Source organism: Pseudoalteromonas sp. McH1-7 (assembly GCF_013366255.1).
Classification (GTDB): domain Bacteria; phylum Pseudomonadota; class Gammaproteobacteria; order Enterobacterales; family Alteromonadaceae; genus Pseudoalteromonas; species Pseudoalteromonas peptidolytica.
Genome location: NZ_JABWPQ010000025.1, coordinates 12,288 through 30,015, shown reverse-complemented (window position 1 = coordinate 30,015; position 17,728 = coordinate 12,288). Strand labels below are relative to the sequence as shown.

Sequence of the window (17,728 nt, the reverse complement as noted above, 5' to 3'; positions counted from 1 at the left end):
TTTAACTCTCTAACTACTTGGAACAATAGCGATGAAGAAAACATATCGTCAGCAAGGCTTTACTCTTGTTGAGATGTCTTTAGTACTGGTTGTGATAGGGCTCATTCTTGGCGCGCTGTCTGTCGGTAAAGATATGCAGCGAAATGCTGAATACAAAAAGATCAAACAAAAATTTGTTGACCAATGGGTACAGGCCTACAACCAATATTATGACCGCATGGGCGTGGTAGTTGGAGACCGCCCAAAAACGCCAACATTAGCGGTGAATGCGGTAAATGTTACTGACAACAATACTATTAACACACTGCTTGGAACTGCTGATAATGCACTTTCTCAAGCAAATATCACAGAGCTTTGTTCAACGCCTGCAACGGTTGGTCAAACAGCCGATTTACTAGGCTACTTCCACCGTGCTGGTATTGGTTTGCCAACAGGTCGTGCGAGTGGTTATGAAGACAGATATGTCTACCTAGATACCAATGGTAATCCACAACAGCTCACCGTTTGTTTCCAATTTTTGGTAGCAGGTGCAGACCATGGTGCTGGTAACGTCATGGTGATCAAGGGGCTAACTCCTGACTTAGCACGCTCACTAGACAGCGCCATTGATGGCCTTGTGGATGCTGACGATGGCCGCTTTCGTTTAGATAACGCAATCACGCTTGGCTTGAGTACAGGTAATGGCGGTGATGGTTGGCCAACAGGTAACAATACAGTAACAACAGCTGGCACAGGCGGTGCGAGTAACACGACTTCAGCGGTAGAAGATCATCAGCAAGTTTCTACCCTTACTGCATTTTACCGCATGACTCAATAACAGGAACCAGAGAATGAAAAACCAACCTCTTCAGTCGAATAAGCAAACGGGTTTTACGCTAGTTGAAATGGCTTTGGTGCTGGTTGTTATCGGGCTAATTCTAGGTGCGGTATCAATTGGTAAAGACTTACAGCGTAGTTCTGAATATAACAAAGTAAAGCAAAAGTTTGTGGATCAATGGGAACAGGCTTACAACCAGTATTATATGCGCACAGGTGTGGTTGTTGGCGATAGCCTAAGTACGCCAACGTTTGCAGTAAATGCCGCTGGTGAATTTACTAAAGACAATCAAAAAACCACAACGGTATCGCAGTTTTTAGAGCTAAATACAGGTGGAGACTACAGTCAAATTGACGAGCCGCCGCGTTTATGTCAAGGACAAAACATCGACCAATACACGCAAAGACGTGAAAATAGCACTGAAAATCTACATAGCTACTTTGATGCGCTTGGTATTCGTATGCCAGCGGGGCGTGCAGAAGGTCGTGAAGATCGTTATGTCTATCTAGATACCAATGGTAACCCGCAAGAAATTCAAGTGTGTTTCCAGTGGAACAAGCCAAACTCAAATTCAGGCTCAGGTAACGTGATGGTTATTGCGGGCTTAACTCCAGATCTTGCGCGTATGTTAGATGAGATGATCGACGGTCAAATCAACGCCGCAGAAGGTCGCTTTAGAGAGCAAGCGACGACACCACAAGTGGGCTGGAGCTTTACCAACAAAGACAGTCAAGCAAGCACCACGGCTTCAACCGCTTCAGGATTTACAGACGAAGCACAAGTAAAAATTGTCACTGCACACTACAAGATGAATCAGTAAGGTAGCAACAATGAACAAGAATAAAGGTTTCACGCTAGTTGAAATGGCAGTCGTGCTGGTGGTAATTGGTTTGATCATCAGTGCCGTGTCAGTAGGACAAAACCTACAGCGTAACGCCGAAGTACAAAAGCTCAAGCAAACATTTATCGACCAGTGGGTAATGGCATATAACCAGTACTATAACCGCACCGGTGTTGTACTAGGTGATAGTGAGCAAGAGCCGCGCTACATGGTTGCAGGTAAAGAGTTTGAGTATGTCGGTATTCGTCAACAAAATGCTGGTGGCGCAGGGGTGCCAGGTGTTGAAGGAAGTGATATTCGCTTGCCAGAAACACTGCCGCGTATTTGTGAGGGTGCAGGGCATACTCGTATCGGTATGGACGATGACCGTGCGCTAGCTGCACAAAGTTTACATGATTTGATGGATCGCCAAGGGATCCGCATGCCAGCAGCTCGTTCTGAAGGTAGGGAAGATAGATTTGTCTACCTTGACAGCAACGGTAACCCACAAGAAGTTCAGGTATGTTTCCAGTGGAACCCTGAGGGGCAAATTCACGGCAGTGGCAATGTGATGGTGCTAAGAGGCCTTACTCCTGAGCTGGCTCGAGAGTTTGACCGTATGATTGATGGCAAAGCAGATGCAATCGAAGGTATGTTCCGTCAATACAACCCTAATCCAAATTCACTGACAACGTCTGGTGAGTCTGGTCGCGAATGGTTAGGTAACAACACCTATGCGATGAACGACCAAGTTGTGGAAAGTCGTGAAGGACTTAACCGAGACGAAGATGCCGTAATGTTAGTGACTGCGGTTTACAAAATGGAGCAATAAGAGAGCAGTATGATTACTCGCATCAGCTTAGCGCTCATTTTGCTGTTATCTATCAGTTTGCCTGTAGTGGGATACCTACAGGCTTCTGCGGATAAAGCATTAAGATCAGAGCGTTTAGTTCTTTCTGAACTAATAAATCAACAACAGCAGCAAAAGCGCTATTTAGCTAAATTAGAGCAGCGAAAAAACTTCGACGCTGCGGTTACTAAGTTAACCGAGAAAGCAAGTTCATTAGGGCTTGGTGAGTCTAGTTTGCAAGCGTATAAAGTTAACTTCCGCCAAATGATCCCTATCGCCGAAATTGATGCTTATATGTCACAAACACATAGTCAGCCTGGGCGCTTTTATGTACCTCAAAATTTTCAGTTGAGTCGTGAAGGGATGAGCTTGTCTGGCAGTATCACAGATAGAGTGAAAATGCTGGAACACAGCCAAAATGAAGTACAAAACTTCTTACTGTCTTATAAAGGCACAGCATTGGTGGTACAGAAATAATGTCAAATAAGTATTTAGTTGAAAGCCATGGAAAGCTGGTCTTAATCGACGGAAAAAACTGGCAGACGCTAGAGCATAAAGGCGTAAATAACTTTGTCGGTACCTTGTCTGAAAACGTTCATTTGGTGACAGACTTTGCCACAACTGCGGCGTTTAAGCATATTCAGTGTGATTATAAATACGCTGAATTTATCTTATCCAAAGAGTTAAAAGACAGTGGTGAAATTGTAGGTAATGTGCAGTTGCTTGCGATCCAAAAAAACAAGCAAGCGCAAATGAACAACAGTGTGTTTTACGCACCGGTTAATCTAGAAACCTATAATCGTTATCAGGTGATTGCAGATAATACGTTACACAATACCCTGTTGTTTTCTTATTATCATCTCTACGCTAGCCTTGCGGCGACAAATAAAAGCAATCAGGTACGAGCTAGCTTCGTTGTCACAGAAAGTGATATTAGTATTTTACTCAGTCAAAAGGGTAAAGTGGTTGGCTTTGAGTCATTGCCTAAGGTGATGTTCCAAGGTGAAAACCGTATCGCAAGTTTGACCAATGCTTTGCGTACGCTTGAGCGCCAATTGCGTTTGAAGTCGACCTCAGTGTCGGTACATTTTTGGTTAGAACCAGACGCAAGTGTTGATTGGGCTGAAGCGCTTGCCAGTGAATTGCAACTTGATTTAGAGCCTGTCACAGCAACTCCTGTGATTGTTGATGGCCAGCCTATGTTTAGTTCACTAGCACCTCACTTGGGTAGCTTATCGCTTAAGCATGCACTGAATCAAAGCGAGTCAAAATACCTTTATTTGGCTAAAAAAAGCTTGCCATTGGTGGCTAGCTTATTGCTTGCAGCAAATGCTTATATTGGCCTTCAATACTTCCAAGTCAGCGAAAGTCATCAACAGCTCAGTGCTCGAGTACAGAGCATGCAAAGTACATTAACTGAGCAAATTCCAAGCAAAGTCATTCAGCAAAACGACTATCAGCTCTATTTGGATGATTTAGAGCGTATTCAGCATGCTTCTAAATTGCCCGGCTATCATGAAGTGCTCGCTGATATTGCAACGGCTATCCCACAAAACTCTGTGGTTTTTGATTGGATAAGTTTTGATTACCCAAAACAAACTGACGAAAACAAGCTTTTTATTAGTTTAGTGGGGACACAAACTGCGCAATCAGACGATCCAATAGAGCACTTTAACCAATTTGTTAAGTCACTCACAAGTCAAGGTTACAAGCTTAGAGATAGCTCGGTACAAACCAGCTTCAAAGGGGTTAGCTTTGCATTAGATTTGGAGCGTCCACTATGAGTAAAAAATTAGGATTAGCAGGCGTTGGAATGGCGCTCGGCGCATGTATTGTTACGGCGGTTGCGAATTGGTTAGCACCTGCTCAACTGTCTTTTAACGACCCAGTAAGAGTGCCGCCCTTACACACACTCAATTACTCTAAATTTGATGAGGAGCGGCTGCATGCGCTGTTGCCTATCCTCGACAAACAAATTGTGATAGCTGAAAACGATAAGGCATTGTCACTGGGTATGCTTGGCTACGTGGCAAGAGATGCCAACTTTGACTTACAAAGTGTGATTAACCAGCATAGCTTGAGCATGGTTTATAAGTCAGCAGATAAAATGTACGCAGTAGTCGATAACCAAGTGTATGAGCTTGGCCAGACCTTACCGTCTGGTGCAAAGCTTGTTGATGTGCAAGATAGAACTGCGGTGTTTTATCAGCAAGGCCAGATGGCGCGGTTAAGCATGACTGGTGAGGCGCTATAAATGCCAAGTATCGGGGTAATAACACAGCGTAAAACTAAAGGCTTCACGTTGTTGGAGCTTGCAGTTTATATCATGGTTGTAGGGATCCTCATTTCTGTTGGCACAGGGATGATGATGAACAACAGTAAAAAGCCCGGAGTGCAGGCAACAAGTAGTAATGAAAAGCTAGCCGCCTCTGGCTCTAACCTCAGTTTAGATGCTTACGCAGCACCACTTTTGCTGTTTACGCAAACCCATTACCGCTTACCTTGTCCCGATACCAATAATGATGGTAGTGAAGATTGCCCTAATGCAGCAACGCCACCTGAATTATTAAAAGGTACTTTGCCTTTCACAACACTCGCGCTAGAGCAACGACCCGTTGATACTTTTGGCAATGCCCCATTTTATGCCGTTGATTTTGCATTGACTCAGTTAGTAGACAGTGCAACAAGCAGTTGGGATGGTGGGCGACTGAACCTCGATGATTTATGTGAAAAAACCAAGTCTCGTTATAGAGCTGCTATCAGTACCAACAGACTGTCGGTGATCCGAGCTCGGGGATTGAATTGTCAGGCTGCTGATGTTTTTAATCCAGCTTTTGTGTTGGTCTCAGGGGGCGCACAAGATTTGGACAATATAAACGGTATGCTGGATGGCGAAAATGGCAGCGGCAATAATTGCTACGAATTTTCAGGTCGTGAGAAGTCAGCACAGTATGACGATGTGGTGCACTTTGTGTCGATGGCAAACTTAATTTCGCAGGTATGTAATTAGTTATGGTTCGCAGTCAACTTAAGCGTATGCAAGGGCTTAGCCTTGTTGAATTAGCAGTGAGTATGGCCGTTTTAAGTTTATTACTTGCAGCTATTTTACCTGTTATGACCTCTGGTATTGGTGCTGGAGGGAAAAGCGAAGACTCACCAACTTTATCAATCAGTGAGTCACGCTTACTACTTGATGAAATCGATGGGGCAATTTTAGGCTTTTTACAAACTCACCACCGTTTACCCTGTCCTGATATCAATTTAGATGGCCGTGAAGATTGTACGGTGCCGTCTGGGGTCACTGTAAATCCGACGGAGCACGGTGTCAGTGGCGATAACAAAGTGCATGTCGGTTATTTACCTGTCGCGGATTTGCAAATCGCACTAAATGCTGATGAAGAATGGCGTAGAGTGAGCATTGAATACGGCGTTTACAGACAGCAGCAAGACAGCAAAGATTTGGTCATCCAAGGCAATCATTATAGCCAAGTACCTGTAAACCACGAGCCCCTTTGTGAAGAGGGAAAAAGTGACTGCGCGGTGAATCGTTACCGTGTAGCTGATAGCAGTACCAGCTTATATTTTAGCTACTTAGGTAGAAGCTTTAATAAAACCAGCGACTCTGATGACCTACAGCAAAGTGATGGCTATCAAACTACAACCAATACCATCAACACGCTTGATTTTTGCCAGCAGCTAACAGCACTTGAGCGCGGCAATGAAATTAGTGATGTGCTCAGTGCTAAACAAAATCAACGCTTATTTACAGAGCGTATCCAAACAAAAAATGGGACAGCTGGGGTTATTTATCCCGCCTACGCACTGTCTATTTCTCGCTCACAAAAAGTACTTACGGGTGAAGGCTATTCTGAGCGAAATACCGATGATGTATTTGAATTTCAAGCAGAGTCGCGTACTGCAACGAATGAGTATGATGACACTACGCTCATTAAGTCATTTGCACAGCTTAATAGAGAGTTGAATTGCGGTAAGCGTCTTAGCCAAGCAAACACCTCTTTATTTAAAGGTATTGCACACATTGCCAATGAGAACATGTATCAGCTTCACCTAGCTAACTCTGAAATATATATGCTCAACACCGCAGAGGGGATAGCTCGACTTGAGCTTGATGAGATTTTTCTTAACTTAGACAAGCTTTTCAATATTGCGGCAATAAAGGATGCCACAGATGACATGATATCTTCTAAAGGCGGTGCTGCAGTGCCTGCGGGGTTTGCCTTAGCGCTTGCAGTTGCTGATCTCGTTAAAGTGCAGTGGTATCTAGACACGAATACAACAGAACAAAGAGATGCTCGTGACACACTCAGTGCGGCACTTGAATATCATGACAAACTTATCCAGCGAGCTCAACTTGCCGGTACAACGATGCGAGCAGAGCTGCAAAAAGCACGTGAAATAGAGCAGGCAGGTCAAATCAAGTGAACAGTGTAAATTCATTTAAAAAGCAACAAGGCATTTCATTACTTGAGCTGGCGATATTGACGAGCCTGCTGGCTGTAATTGCAGGTATTGGCTTTGGTGCATTTAACAAACAGCAAACAAGAAATGACTATTTGGTCACTGAGTCGAGTATTTTTGCCGCTGAAGATATTTTAGTTAATTATTTACAAACCAATCTACGCCTCCCTTGCCCAGATACCAATCAAGATGGCAAAGAAGACTGTGGTTCTCGTTATGGTACCTTGCCTTACGAAACCTTAGGGCTTGATGGCGTAATTACAGACGCTTGGAATCAGCCTATTCGCTATCAGGTTAGCTCAGTGCTTAGCAGCACAAATGCGACGAATATGTATACCTTGTGTCAGCATATTAGAACTAATGAGGTTGCAAATGCTGGTCAAACCGGGTTTACCTTAATCAGCGGTGGCCTCAAGGATTATGACAATGGTCAGTTAAGCGATGGTAACGTCGATACTGTGAGTCAAGTTGGCTCCGAATTAATTTACAACAGGGAAAATACCTACCTTATTCCTGGAAAAACAGAGCGAGCTATCAGTGACGATAGAGCGGTAAGCAAAGGCTTGGTTCCGCTACTTGGAGAGCTAAATTGTACCGGATTACTGGTTGCAGCCAATAGCATGGAAAGTCAAATTCGACTATTGGACATTCAAAGAGAAGCCTTTAACTCTACGATTGGAACGCTAGACGGCACACTGAGTGACCTCTACATGGTACGAGTGAGTTCCGGTGTCAATATGGCAGTAGCAGCAGCGCAAGCCGCCTCTGCAGTTGCTGGTAATTTAGACGGCGCTGCTGATGCAACTAGTGGAGACCCTTCTACAATGAGTGCCGTTGCAGCATCTGCAATTGATATCGCTGCGGCTGCTGTTGCGGTTGCCAGCTCAATTGAAGCGCTAGTGAATGCTGAAAAAACAGAAGACCGGGCGAAGTCGCAAAAAAGCAAAGTTCAGGAATATATTGGAAAGCTAAATTCTACCTGTAATACCTTAAGAACATTCACACAAGAACAAAAAGGGAGTGCAATTTCATGCGACTAAATCACGCAGGTTTTAGTTTATTTCCTTTAATGGTTACTCTGCTTGCGATAACCGCAGGAGCGGTTGCGCTTAGCGCCGTGGTGGCAAAGCAAGATGAGCTAGATGTGGTATCACAACAAAAGCTATCTGCTGAGCGAGTGAATGAAGCAATCAACGGTTTTATTGCTATTCATCATAGGTTACCTTGTCCGGATAGTGCCGACTCAGATGGTCTTGAAGATTGTGCCTTGACGAGCACCGAAGGTTTAGTCCCGTATAACACCTTGGGGCTAACAAAGCGCGATGTTCGAGGATTAAATTATGCGCCATACCGTGATTCGCTGAACGGGCAACGCTTTGATTTAGCGTCTTCGAATGAGCAGGTTCGTAAAGTAAACTTTGAAGGAGGCATTCCTCAAGACGTTACCGTGTCTGATGTACCACCAGATGACACGCAACCAGAAACCTATACGCCAGACCCTAACGTAGCCCATAACCAAAATGTTCAAGCGCAATTAGACGCGTTTAGAGCTGGTATCATCGTTAATAAAGCTTATAAATACAGTAGCGATGCGGACAAGCGAGGTGACGCAATTGCCAATGAAATCAACCAAAGCTATATCTCTAAACTTGCATCTGAGCGCAGAGTAAAAATCACCTTATTGGATGGTGATACGAACAAAGCGGATGACTTCTCGGAAAACTCTTCGGTATATAAGGAAGTAACACAAGCTGAGGCTAGACTTCATAAAGTGGTAGACTTTCATGAGTACTACCAAAAATTAGGTGAAGTGAGTGGTGATGCTAACCAAATCGTAAACACCTTGTTGACTCGCTCAGATATGTCGATTGCTGAGGTCAACGCACAAAGAGCAGAGCTTGAGCAATTAATCGATCAATTTAATCAAGAGGTGAGTAGCTACAACGGGATAACCAAATCTGACGCAACGTTAAACAATTACTATAAGCAAGGGTTTACCAGCTTGGATAGTTACGCAATTGCAGCTGACCAATTGACAGATTTGAACTCTAGTAATGAAGCATTGATCCGTACCGCGATGAATCAAGCAGCCATGGATTTTGCAAATAAAAGCACGCGAGCGTCAAGTACATTATATGAGGGCTTTAGTAAAGCGCTTAGCGACGTGCGTGGTCAAGTAGACGATTATTATACGGGGAAAATAAAAGAAAAATCGGGGGATGATGTCACTGAACGTGATGTTAAAGGTGACTTTAAATCTCGTGCCGAGTTATTTGATTACACCCTACCAGACTCACCTACTGCTGCAGAGCAAGAGAAAAAAGCAAATTATGACAAACTCAAAGGCCTTTATACTCGCCTTGATAATGTCATGACCAAGCTATTTCGCGATACATTCCAGCGCTCAGATGGTGTGATCACAGAGTTTGAAGATGCGTTTAGGTCAGATCAAGCTGAGGTTGATAAGTACGAGAGTAACAAAGACTCACCAGCCCACGTTTGTGAGCAGATGGCTGAGCAGTACAAAGACCCTAAATATGGGTTTAGTGTTGCAGAATGTAAAGTGCAGGAACAAGCAGGCAACCTATTAAGTTACCTTGATAAAGTGGCAAAAGCTGGTGCGACAGCTCCTGATACTACCGATGAGAGTGATTCACCTTATGATTACCCTGTACTCACAAACTTGGGAGATTTTTGCTACAAGCTAGCACTGCTGGACTGGGTAGATAATTCAAAACCGAATAATATTTTTAAATCATCAATTGAGCAAAATGTTGGGAATAGCTTATATACATCCCTTAATAGTGCAGGTTTCCAACCAGCGCTGCGGATGAATTTTGCATCTCAGCAGTCGCTTGCCTATGTGCTAATCAGGCTCGGAAACAACCAGCGTTTAGATAGTCGAAGCCGACTTGTAAATAACAATGGATTGTTCGCTTCAGAAGCGCAAGCACATTCGAATACCTATGATGATACGACCGTACCCGTTTCAGTTTCTAACCTGAGCACGCAATTAGGTTGTCCAGCATTACTTGAAACCTATCGTTCAATTGAGCAAACCATTGCAAGCAGCGTGCTGACTTACAACGACGCCAGTGGTGTATTGGTGTCAGCAAACAGAGCTGAAGCCCAAGCTATTGCAGATATGGCGATGGCACCAGCAAAACTTGCTTCAACGGTCGCAACGACAGCCGCTTCAGGGGTTAAATCCGGTGCCAAGTTTGCCGCATGTGCAGCCTCCTTAGGTCTTGCTGTGAATATGTGCGTCTCAGCTGGTATGCAAGTAGCTGCAACGGTAAGTTACGGCTTAGCAGCGGCGGCAGATACTGCCGTAATCGGATTAACAGCAAAGCAGCTTCACGAAGCTAAGAAGAGCGTATCTAGCTCTGAAAAGGCGAAAAAGAATGCACGTAATGTAGTTCAGCTAGCAATCGATAACGCAGCGATTTTAGATGCCAATGGCGGCCTAAAAGAATTAAACAATTAATCACCAATTTCAATTAAAACGACTTAACGAGAATTTTATGAAGTTAACTCATTCTGCTATAAAAATGACCATGATATCCGCTACGTTTGTGTTAGCAGGATGTACTGCCAATGCGCCACGTCATCAAGTCGACCTTAGCAAGTCTTATCATAAAGAGCAGCCTGAAGCACATGAGCTGATCGCAGAACAGTCTCGCAGCGCTTGGGAGCGTATGCAGAAGCTAAGAGCAAGCCTAGAAACACAAGCATTAGATGAAGCAACACAAAGCATAGTAGAAGTACCTGAGTTTAACCCACTCGATGAAGTTAAGGTTACTTTGTCGGTTGAGAATGCGGCACTGCACCAAGTGCTGAAAGTATTTGCAGGTCAAACTGGATTGAACTTATTGGTACATCCAAACCTACTCAACGCTGATTACTCAATTAGCATGGAGTTTAAAGACGTGAGTGCGTCTATGGTGTTTGATCAAATCATGCGTATCGCAGATGTTTCTGGCGCTATTGAAAACAATACTATCATCGTCAACCCGATGGAAGACGCGGTATTTAACTTAGCGTTTATGGAGTCTGACGTAGAAAGTACTTTTGCCACTGGCGGCGACGTGTTGGGTGGCAGCAGTAATGGCGGTCAAAATGGCGGCTCAGGTGGGTCTGGTAACAACCAGATCAAAGGTGAGTTCTCTATTTCTGGCGTTGCAATGCCAAATTCAAACCCCTATGACGCCCTAGAGAACATGCTGCAAAAGCTCGTTGGTAGTAACAGCAGTGATATTCTTGCAGGTACGATTGCTGGAGCAAGCACCATGGCTGAAGTAGGCAAGCTATCTCGCCTTGGTAGTGCCGTGCGCAACGACCTTGCAATGTACTCACTCAATCGCACTACAGGTACGCTATTTGTAAGAGCAAAGCCGTCAGTGATGAAGACGGTTAAAACATTAGTGAATAACTATGAGCAAGTTCATAGCGGTCAATTACTAATAGAAGCACAGATCATTGAAGTCAACCTTAGTGATGATTTCCGCTGGGGAGTAGATTGGAGTATTTTACGTGATGATATTTCGAGTGCTTTCTCGGCAGGTACCCGCAGTGTATCAGAAGCGGTTGGCACGTTTGGTAACCTTTCTCAAGGTGCGCGTGGTATTACGTTAACGACCCCACCAATGGGCGGCTCTGGTACTTCAGACTTTTCTTTCCACAAATCAACGGGCAGTACATTAGTTGCGATTGATATGATGCAAAAATACGGCGATGTTGGCGTGCTATCTAACCCGACAATTCGTGCGAAGCATGGCCAGCCTGCGATCATCAGTGTGGGTACATCATCAACGTATATTTCAGACACGCGTATCACGACGAATGGTACGGGTACAGGGCTTTCGACTACTCAGGAAGTTCAAACGCGCCAAGTATTTGATGGTTTAATGGTTGGTGTGGTGCCATTCATTGCAAAAAATGGTGATATCAATCTGTCTATCCACCCTGTACAAAGCAAAGTAAATCCGTTGAGCCTCGGTTTAGTAGAAGCGGGTGCTGATGTGAAAGTGACCCTGCCTGAGGTTGAATTAAAGTCGATGTCGACTCAGCTACAGGTGAAAAATGGTAACACAATCATTATGGGTGGTTTGATTGATCAATCAGACTTCCGTAACGAATCAGAAGTTCCAGTGCTAGGCAGCTTACCAGTACTTGGTAACTTGTTTAAGAAAAAGAGCAACGGCACAGGAGTTCGTGAGCTGGTGCTAGTACTAAAGGTTAACCTGATTTGAGTCTAATTTTTGATTCACTCAAAGCGCTGGAGTCAACGTCATCGTCGACGCCAGCAGCTTTGTCCTCAACGACCAACACTCGCTTTACCAAAGCGCTAGTGCCTGTTTGCGTAGTAGGGGCACTAGGCGCGGCGTATATACTTTGGGATTGGCAGAGTACCAGTTTGGTGCCTGCTGCCACGACAGCAGATACCAAGGTGAGGGAAGACACGCAACGGTCAAGGGAGTATGGTGCTAAAGCTGACCCCTTGATAGTGGTGCAGCCGAGTGATGCGAATGCAGTAACAACAGATGACGCGCAAGAGTTGCCGTTGCAAACTGAATCGCCTTCGAGTGCGCCTGTGTTGGAGTCTCAACAAGCGGAAAAAAACGTAGAGCAAGTTGCCGCGCTTGCTGAGCCAAAAACACCACGTCTAGCGGTGAGCACGGTTGACACCGACGTGTCAGATATTGATGCGCAGCAACCTCAAAATGTCAATACTAGAGCACAAACAGAGGTGGTAGAGACACCTATTTTAGTGAAGCCTGAGGTGAAAATTGATTTAAATATCAAGGCTCAAGCAAAACAGTCACTCGCTCAGCGTTTTGGCGATATTCGCCGTGCGATGCAATTACAAGATTGGGAAAAACTAAGCATACTACTGCAAGAGTATGATGCTGATTTATCAGCAACGAGCCCATTTATTACCAAGGCGTGGGCATATATGTATATGCAGCAGGCAAATTATCAGCAGGCAATTAGCTACTGGCAAAAAGCGATTTATTTAGTGCCAACAGATGAACAGTCAAGAATGAACCTTGCCGTTTGCAAGATGCAGCTCAAGTCGTATGACGAGGCTCGAGCCTTACTAGAGCAAGGGTTCAAGGAAATAACCTTGCAAAACCGCGCGCGCGGTTTATTGTCGCGTTTGCGTTATCTACAGTCTCTTCAAGTATCATCATGACACGATTGCAGTTTCCCATGCCAGCGATGGATCATCATATAGAGCGCCTCGGGATGACACATCACCCGTTTCCGGCGGTACCCGATGGTAATCATTATTACATGCACGATACTCTGCAAGCATTATTGCATGAAGTTTTGTTTACGCTCAATCAGCGACGTGGTTTTGTGGTGATCACAGGTGAAGTGGGATTGGGCAAGTCGACCTTTAGTCGAGTGTTACTCCAAGAACTTGCCACTTTGCAAGCGGCAACGGCACTGGTGCTCAATAGTGTGGTGCAAGAGACTGCTTTACTTGAGCAAATCATCGTGGATTTTGGTTTAACGCCATGCTCAAAAGAGATGCCGGAGCTACTACAGCAGCTCAATCACTTTTTACTATTAAATAAAAAGAATGCCGTGACTTCTGTCGTTGTGATTGACGATGCACAAAATCTGTCAGCCGCGAGCCTAGAGTTGATCCGGTTGCTAACCAGCTTCGAAACCAGTTCCGAAAAATTACTACAAATAGTGCTGTTGGGACAACCAGAGTTACAAGACACGCTGAATACTAAGTCGATGCGACAACTTAAAAGTCGTATTGCGTTATCTCGTCAGTTTTTGCCGTTATCTAAGGCTCAAATGGCGCAATATATTAAATATAAAACCCAAGCGTCAGGGTATGATGCACTTCAAGTATCTCGCTTAGCTTTGACCTTGATATACCGAGCAACCCGCGGGGTGCCGAGATTAGTAAACCTATTAATGGATAGAGTACTGATTGTGTTGGCGGCTAAGCAAACGTCAGTGGTCAGTCGCGATATTATTCGACTTGCGATTGTCGATGTCGGTGAAGCGTTTTTTTATTATCGCAGCAGCCAAAAAAAGATAATCTTTGGCTGTATTTACACCGCAGTGATGGTTTCAGCTGCCTTTTTGGCGAGCAAGTTTGCTGTGGTTGATAAGGTCAAAGGCCACTACGATGATTGGCTGCAAAGTAGTGCGGAGCAACCAATCACGTCAAGAGAAACACAAAGCGAAGCGTCTCTAGACTCCAGCGACTCAACAGTAAGTGAGCCTGAGCAGGTTTCCCTATCGATTAACAAGCCTGAGGTGAAACCAGCGCCGCAGGTGAGCATGGTCAGTGATGCTGCACCAGCTGTCATTGATAATACTCCCACCACTGAGGGCAATAGCACCACTACCACGCCTGAGAAAGTGTTAGCTGAGCGTGCGTTACATGAACTCACGCAGCGTTTACTACCGGAACAGGAAGCATCATCACTGTGGCAGTTTTACGCAAAAGAGGACGTGTTGGCAGCGCTGGCTGCGCAAAATAGCACCATTATCATCAATTGGTTGCAGCGTAGCGGTAACTTACAGGTGGTGTCATTTCCTCTACATGCCGTTTCTGAGCAAGGACAAGCAGTGTGCTTTGCCGTTAAACACGAGTGTATTTTTACCTGGTCAGGTTTGTCTTCGCTGCAAGGGGAGTTGAGCAACATGCAAATGGCACTGGCAAACGCAGGTTTGTACGGTGGAGACATTGACGGCATGTTGGGCGTACAAACACTTGGGGCGATTAAGAAGTTACAGTTTGTATTGGGGCTACCAGCCACAGCCAGTTTAGATCAAGCAACCTTGTTTGTACTTTATCATATTCAATTTTTTAGAATTTAGAGATTTTTCATGACACAAGAAATGAAGACCCTAGCGGAATTATTACTCAGTGCAGGGGCTATTAAACAGGATGAAATCGATTTTGCACTGCAAGAGCAAGTGATCACTGGCGAAAAGTTAAGTGAAGTACTAGAGCGTAACGGCTTTGTAAGTCAGCGTGCGCTCGCCCAACAACTGGCAACATTACTAAAGCTACCTTATATTGACCTAGCTCACTATATCCCTGAACCTGAAGCATTAAAAAAGTTCAATTTTAACTTATGTAAAGGTAGCCAGTTTATTCCACTAAAATGTGATGAGCGCACCCTAACGATTGCAACGAGTAATGAGAACATAGATGGTTTGCGGGCGCTTGTATACAAATATTGCCAACTACATTTAGACATCCACCTTGCAGAAAAGGGGGTGATCCAAAAGCTGTTACATAACCACTACTTTTACCTGAATAACCCAGTAGAAAAGATTCTCCAAGACGAAATCGACCACCTTATTGCCGATAAAGAGTCTGTGCGCACGCTAGACACGTTGCTAACTAACATTCTACGTTTTGCGGTTAAAAAACGGGCGACGGATATTCATATCCGACCAATGGAAAAAAGCATTAGTGTGGCATTTCGTGTTGACGGGGTAATGCGCTCAGCATTTGCATTACCTAAAGAGCTCAGCCGCTTAACCTCAACGATAAAAATGCGTGCATCAATGGATATTGCTGAGCAGCGTTTACCGCAAGATGGCAGCTTTGAAGTTGTGGTGAATGGCTTGAGTTATGATATTCGTGTATCGACGCTTGGGTGTCCTTACGGAGAAAACTTAGTGGCGCGTATTTTACCAAGAGAGGTGGAACTGCGTAGTTTGTCACAACTGGGCTTTTTACCTGAGCACCTTGGGTTAATTGAAAGTATGTTTAACAAGCCTTCTGGAATTATCTTACTTACCGGTCCAACCGGCTCGGGTAAAACCACTACGCTGCATGCTGGCTTGAGCAGTTTAGATATGCTCAAGAAGAATATTGTCACGGTTGAAGATCCGATAGAGTACCGTTTACCACTGGCTAGACAAACTCAGGTCAATGAAAAAGCCGGGTATGGTTTTGCTGATGCAATCAGACACTTCCTCCGCCATGACCCGGATGTCATTTTAGTCGGTGAGATCCGTGATAATGAGACCGCGCATACCGCTGTGACCGCGGCTGAAACCGGTCACTTGGTATTATCAACATTACACACCAATGACGTGATGGGAGTAATCCCAAGATTGCGCTCACTTGATGTGAGTAACCACATGATTGCTGACTCTCTCGTCGGCGTGGTATCTCAGCGTTTGGTGAGAAAAAACTGCCGCCACTGTAGCGAAGAAGTCCAAAGCACAGCAGAAGAAATGCAATACTTGGGTCTGGATAAGCCCGTGGTACTGGCAAAAGGTGTCGGATGTGAGGCATGTGGCCATACTGGTTTCTTGGGACGTGTGCCTGTCTATGAAATTATGTCAGTAGACAAATCGCTATGTCACCTCATTGAGTTAAATAAGCCTGTGTCAGAGCTATATGCACATGCAAAAGCGGGTAACTACGTGTCTATGCACAGTGTTGCTACTAGCTTAGTGTTAAATGGTACGACGACGGTTGATGAGCTGCAAAACTTAGTTGCTAAAGAAGTGGAGTACAACTAATGGCGTTATTTAAATATAAAGTCATTGACCGCGATGGCCAAGCAATGAAAGGGGTGGCTGAGCTGCCTTTTGATAACCCAATTTCTGCCCATGAATATTACGAACGAAAGGGCTGTGCCGTTATTGCATTAGAGCCGGTAAACGCAGTATGGCAACCTTTTTATGCGCTATCAAACTGGTCGACAAAGCGCAAAATTAAAAAGTCGGAAATTGCAGACTTTTTGCGAAACATCGCGGTTATGCTTAAAGCCGGTATTCCTATTATTAGTGCACTTCAAGATGCTGCTGAATATGCGGAAAACCCAGCGCTTAGAACTATTGCGGATGAATTAAGAATGGCATTAGAGTCTGGCAACAGTTTGTCATCCGCAATGGAAAAGCAAGGCGAAGTATTTCCTGACTCAGTGCTATATCTGTGCCGTATTGGTGAAGAAACTGGCTTACTCGACCAAACATTGCTAAATGCGGCGGAACATATTAATCGTATTGGTCGTATTAATGTGGATGTGAAAAAAGCACTGATCTACCCAGTTGTGGTGTTATTCGCAACTTTACTGGCCTGTGTGTTTTGGATGTATTACACCGTCCCATCTATGACAGAGCTATATCAGCAAATGCAAGTTGAGCTGCCTGCCATTACACTGATGGTGATGAATATCTCGGATTCACTACGCCATGACACGCTTTATTACATCGCGGCAATTATCGCAGTGTTTTTACTGATCTCGGTGGCTTATAAAAAACATCGAGGGTTTAAATATTGGGTTTCAAAGCTCGCACTTAAAATCCCCGTTGTGGGTAAATTGATCCGTTATTCAAATATGGCCTTTGTGTTTGAATACTTTTCGCTGTTGGTGCGCTCAGGAGTGGATATCTACAAATCTCTTGGAGTAATTGCCGCGGCGGTACCCAACGAAGTTTATAAAGAAAATATAAAACTGATTCAACAAGGGGTCGCCAAAGGTAATAGCTTGTCGGATGAGTTTAAACGAACTAAGTCGTACCCTAACTTTATCATCAGGATGCTGATGACAGGTGAGCGCAGCGGTAAGCTTGAAGATCAAGCGCGGTTTATCTCTGATGAATATACAACCCGTGTTAATGACACCATAGATAAACTAAAAACCTTAGTTGAACCTGTGGCAATTTTTTTAGTGGGAGGATTTATGATATTCATTATCGGCGCGCTATTCCTGCCAATTTATAACCTAATCGGCAATATCGGTAATTTCTGAGTTTA

At 44.5% G+C, this 17,728-nt stretch carries 15 protein-coding genes; all 15 read left to right on the top strand.

Going from position 1 to position 17,728, the window contains the following annotated elements:
- Positions 1-31 precede the first annotated feature (31 nt).
- Genes HUZ36_RS16805 through HUZ36_RS16735 form a run of 15 tightly spaced genes read left to right on the top strand, consistent with a single transcriptional unit; the run spans position 32 to position 17,723 of the window.
- On the top strand, positions 32-817 hold the full coding sequence (locus tag HUZ36_RS16805; RefSeq protein ID WP_147388805.1) for a type II secretion system protein: 786 nt from the start codon (positions 32-34) through the stop codon (positions 815-817).
- Between the two features lie 13 nt (positions 818-830).
- Positions 831-1,637, top strand: a complete 807-nt coding sequence (locus HUZ36_RS16800; RefSeq protein WP_128731878.1) for a type II secretion system protein — start codon at positions 831-833, stop codon at positions 1,635-1,637.
- Positions 1,638-1,647: 10 nt separating this feature from the next.
- Positions 1,648-2,469 (top strand): type II secretion system protein, encoded by an 822-nt coding sequence (locus tag HUZ36_RS16795; protein WP_128731877.1) that lies wholly within the window; start codon positions 1,648-1,650, stop codon positions 2,467-2,469.
- 9 nt (positions 2,470-2,478) lie between these two features.
- Positions 2,479-2,964, top strand: a complete 486-nt coding sequence (locus HUZ36_RS16790) for a hypothetical protein (protein ID WP_128731876.1) — start codon at positions 2,479-2,481, stop codon at positions 2,962-2,964.
- Positions 2,964-4,271, top strand: a complete 1,308-nt coding sequence (locus tag HUZ36_RS16785) for a hypothetical protein (RefSeq protein ID WP_125250504.1) — start codon at positions 2,964-2,966, stop codon at positions 4,269-4,271. Before HUZ36_RS16790 ends, HUZ36_RS16785 begins: the two co-directional genes overlap by 1 nt.
- A complete protein-coding gene (locus HUZ36_RS16780) occupies positions 4,268-4,741 on the top strand; it encodes a hypothetical protein (protein WP_128731874.1) in 474 nt (157 codons plus the stop codon). The genes HUZ36_RS16785 and HUZ36_RS16780 overlap by 4 nt, the downstream gene beginning before the upstream one ends.
- Complete coding sequence (locus HUZ36_RS16775) at positions 4,742-5,497, top strand: prepilin-type N-terminal cleavage/methylation domain-containing protein (protein WP_176033478.1); 756 nt, start codon at positions 4,742-4,744, stop codon at positions 5,495-5,497. It begins immediately after the preceding gene.
- Between the two features lie 2 nt (positions 5,498-5,499).
- Positions 5,500-6,930 carry a pilus assembly FimT family protein gene (locus HUZ36_RS16770; RefSeq protein ID WP_147388808.1) on the top strand — a complete coding sequence of 477 codons (1,431 nt, stop codon included), beginning with the start codon at positions 5,500-5,502 and terminating at the stop codon, positions 6,928-6,930.
- A complete protein-coding gene (locus HUZ36_RS16765) occupies positions 6,927-8,006 on the top strand; it encodes a type II secretion system protein (protein WP_128731871.1) in 1,080 nt (359 codons plus the stop codon). Before HUZ36_RS16770 ends, HUZ36_RS16765 begins: the two co-directional genes overlap by 4 nt.
- Positions 7,997-10,453: a hypothetical protein gene (locus HUZ36_RS16760; RefSeq protein WP_176033477.1), complete on the top strand. Its 2,457-nt coding sequence runs from the start codon at positions 7,997-7,999 to the stop codon at positions 10,451-10,453. The genes HUZ36_RS16765 and HUZ36_RS16760 overlap by 10 nt, the downstream gene beginning before the upstream one ends.
- A 37-nt stretch (positions 10,454-10,490) precedes the next feature.
- Positions 10,491-12,218, top strand: a complete 1,728-nt coding sequence (mshL, locus tag HUZ36_RS16755) for a pilus (MSHA type) biogenesis protein MshL (RefSeq protein WP_176033476.1) — start codon at positions 10,491-10,493, stop codon at positions 12,216-12,218.
- Complete coding sequence (locus HUZ36_RS16750) at positions 12,215-13,162, top strand: tetratricopeptide repeat protein (protein WP_176033475.1); 948 nt, start codon at positions 12,215-12,217, stop codon at positions 13,160-13,162. The genes mshL and HUZ36_RS16750 overlap by 4 nt, the downstream gene beginning before the upstream one ends.
- Positions 13,159-14,820 carry an ExeA family protein gene (locus tag HUZ36_RS16745; protein ID WP_176033474.1) on the top strand — a complete coding sequence of 554 codons (1,662 nt, stop codon included), beginning with the start codon at positions 13,159-13,161 and terminating at the stop codon, positions 14,818-14,820. The genes HUZ36_RS16750 and HUZ36_RS16745 overlap by 4 nt, the downstream gene beginning before the upstream one ends.
- A gap of 9 nt (positions 14,821-14,829) precedes the next feature.
- On the top strand, positions 14,830-16,488 hold the full coding sequence (locus HUZ36_RS16740) for a GspE/PulE family protein (protein WP_176033473.1): 1,659 nt from the start codon (positions 14,830-14,832) through the stop codon (positions 16,486-16,488).
- Positions 16,488-17,723: a type II secretion system F family protein gene (locus HUZ36_RS16735; RefSeq protein ID WP_176033472.1), complete on the top strand. Its 1,236-nt coding sequence runs from the start codon at positions 16,488-16,490 to the stop codon at positions 17,721-17,723. Before HUZ36_RS16740 ends, HUZ36_RS16735 begins: the two co-directional genes overlap by 1 nt.
- The last annotated feature ends 5 nt before the right edge of the window (positions 17,724-17,728 follow it).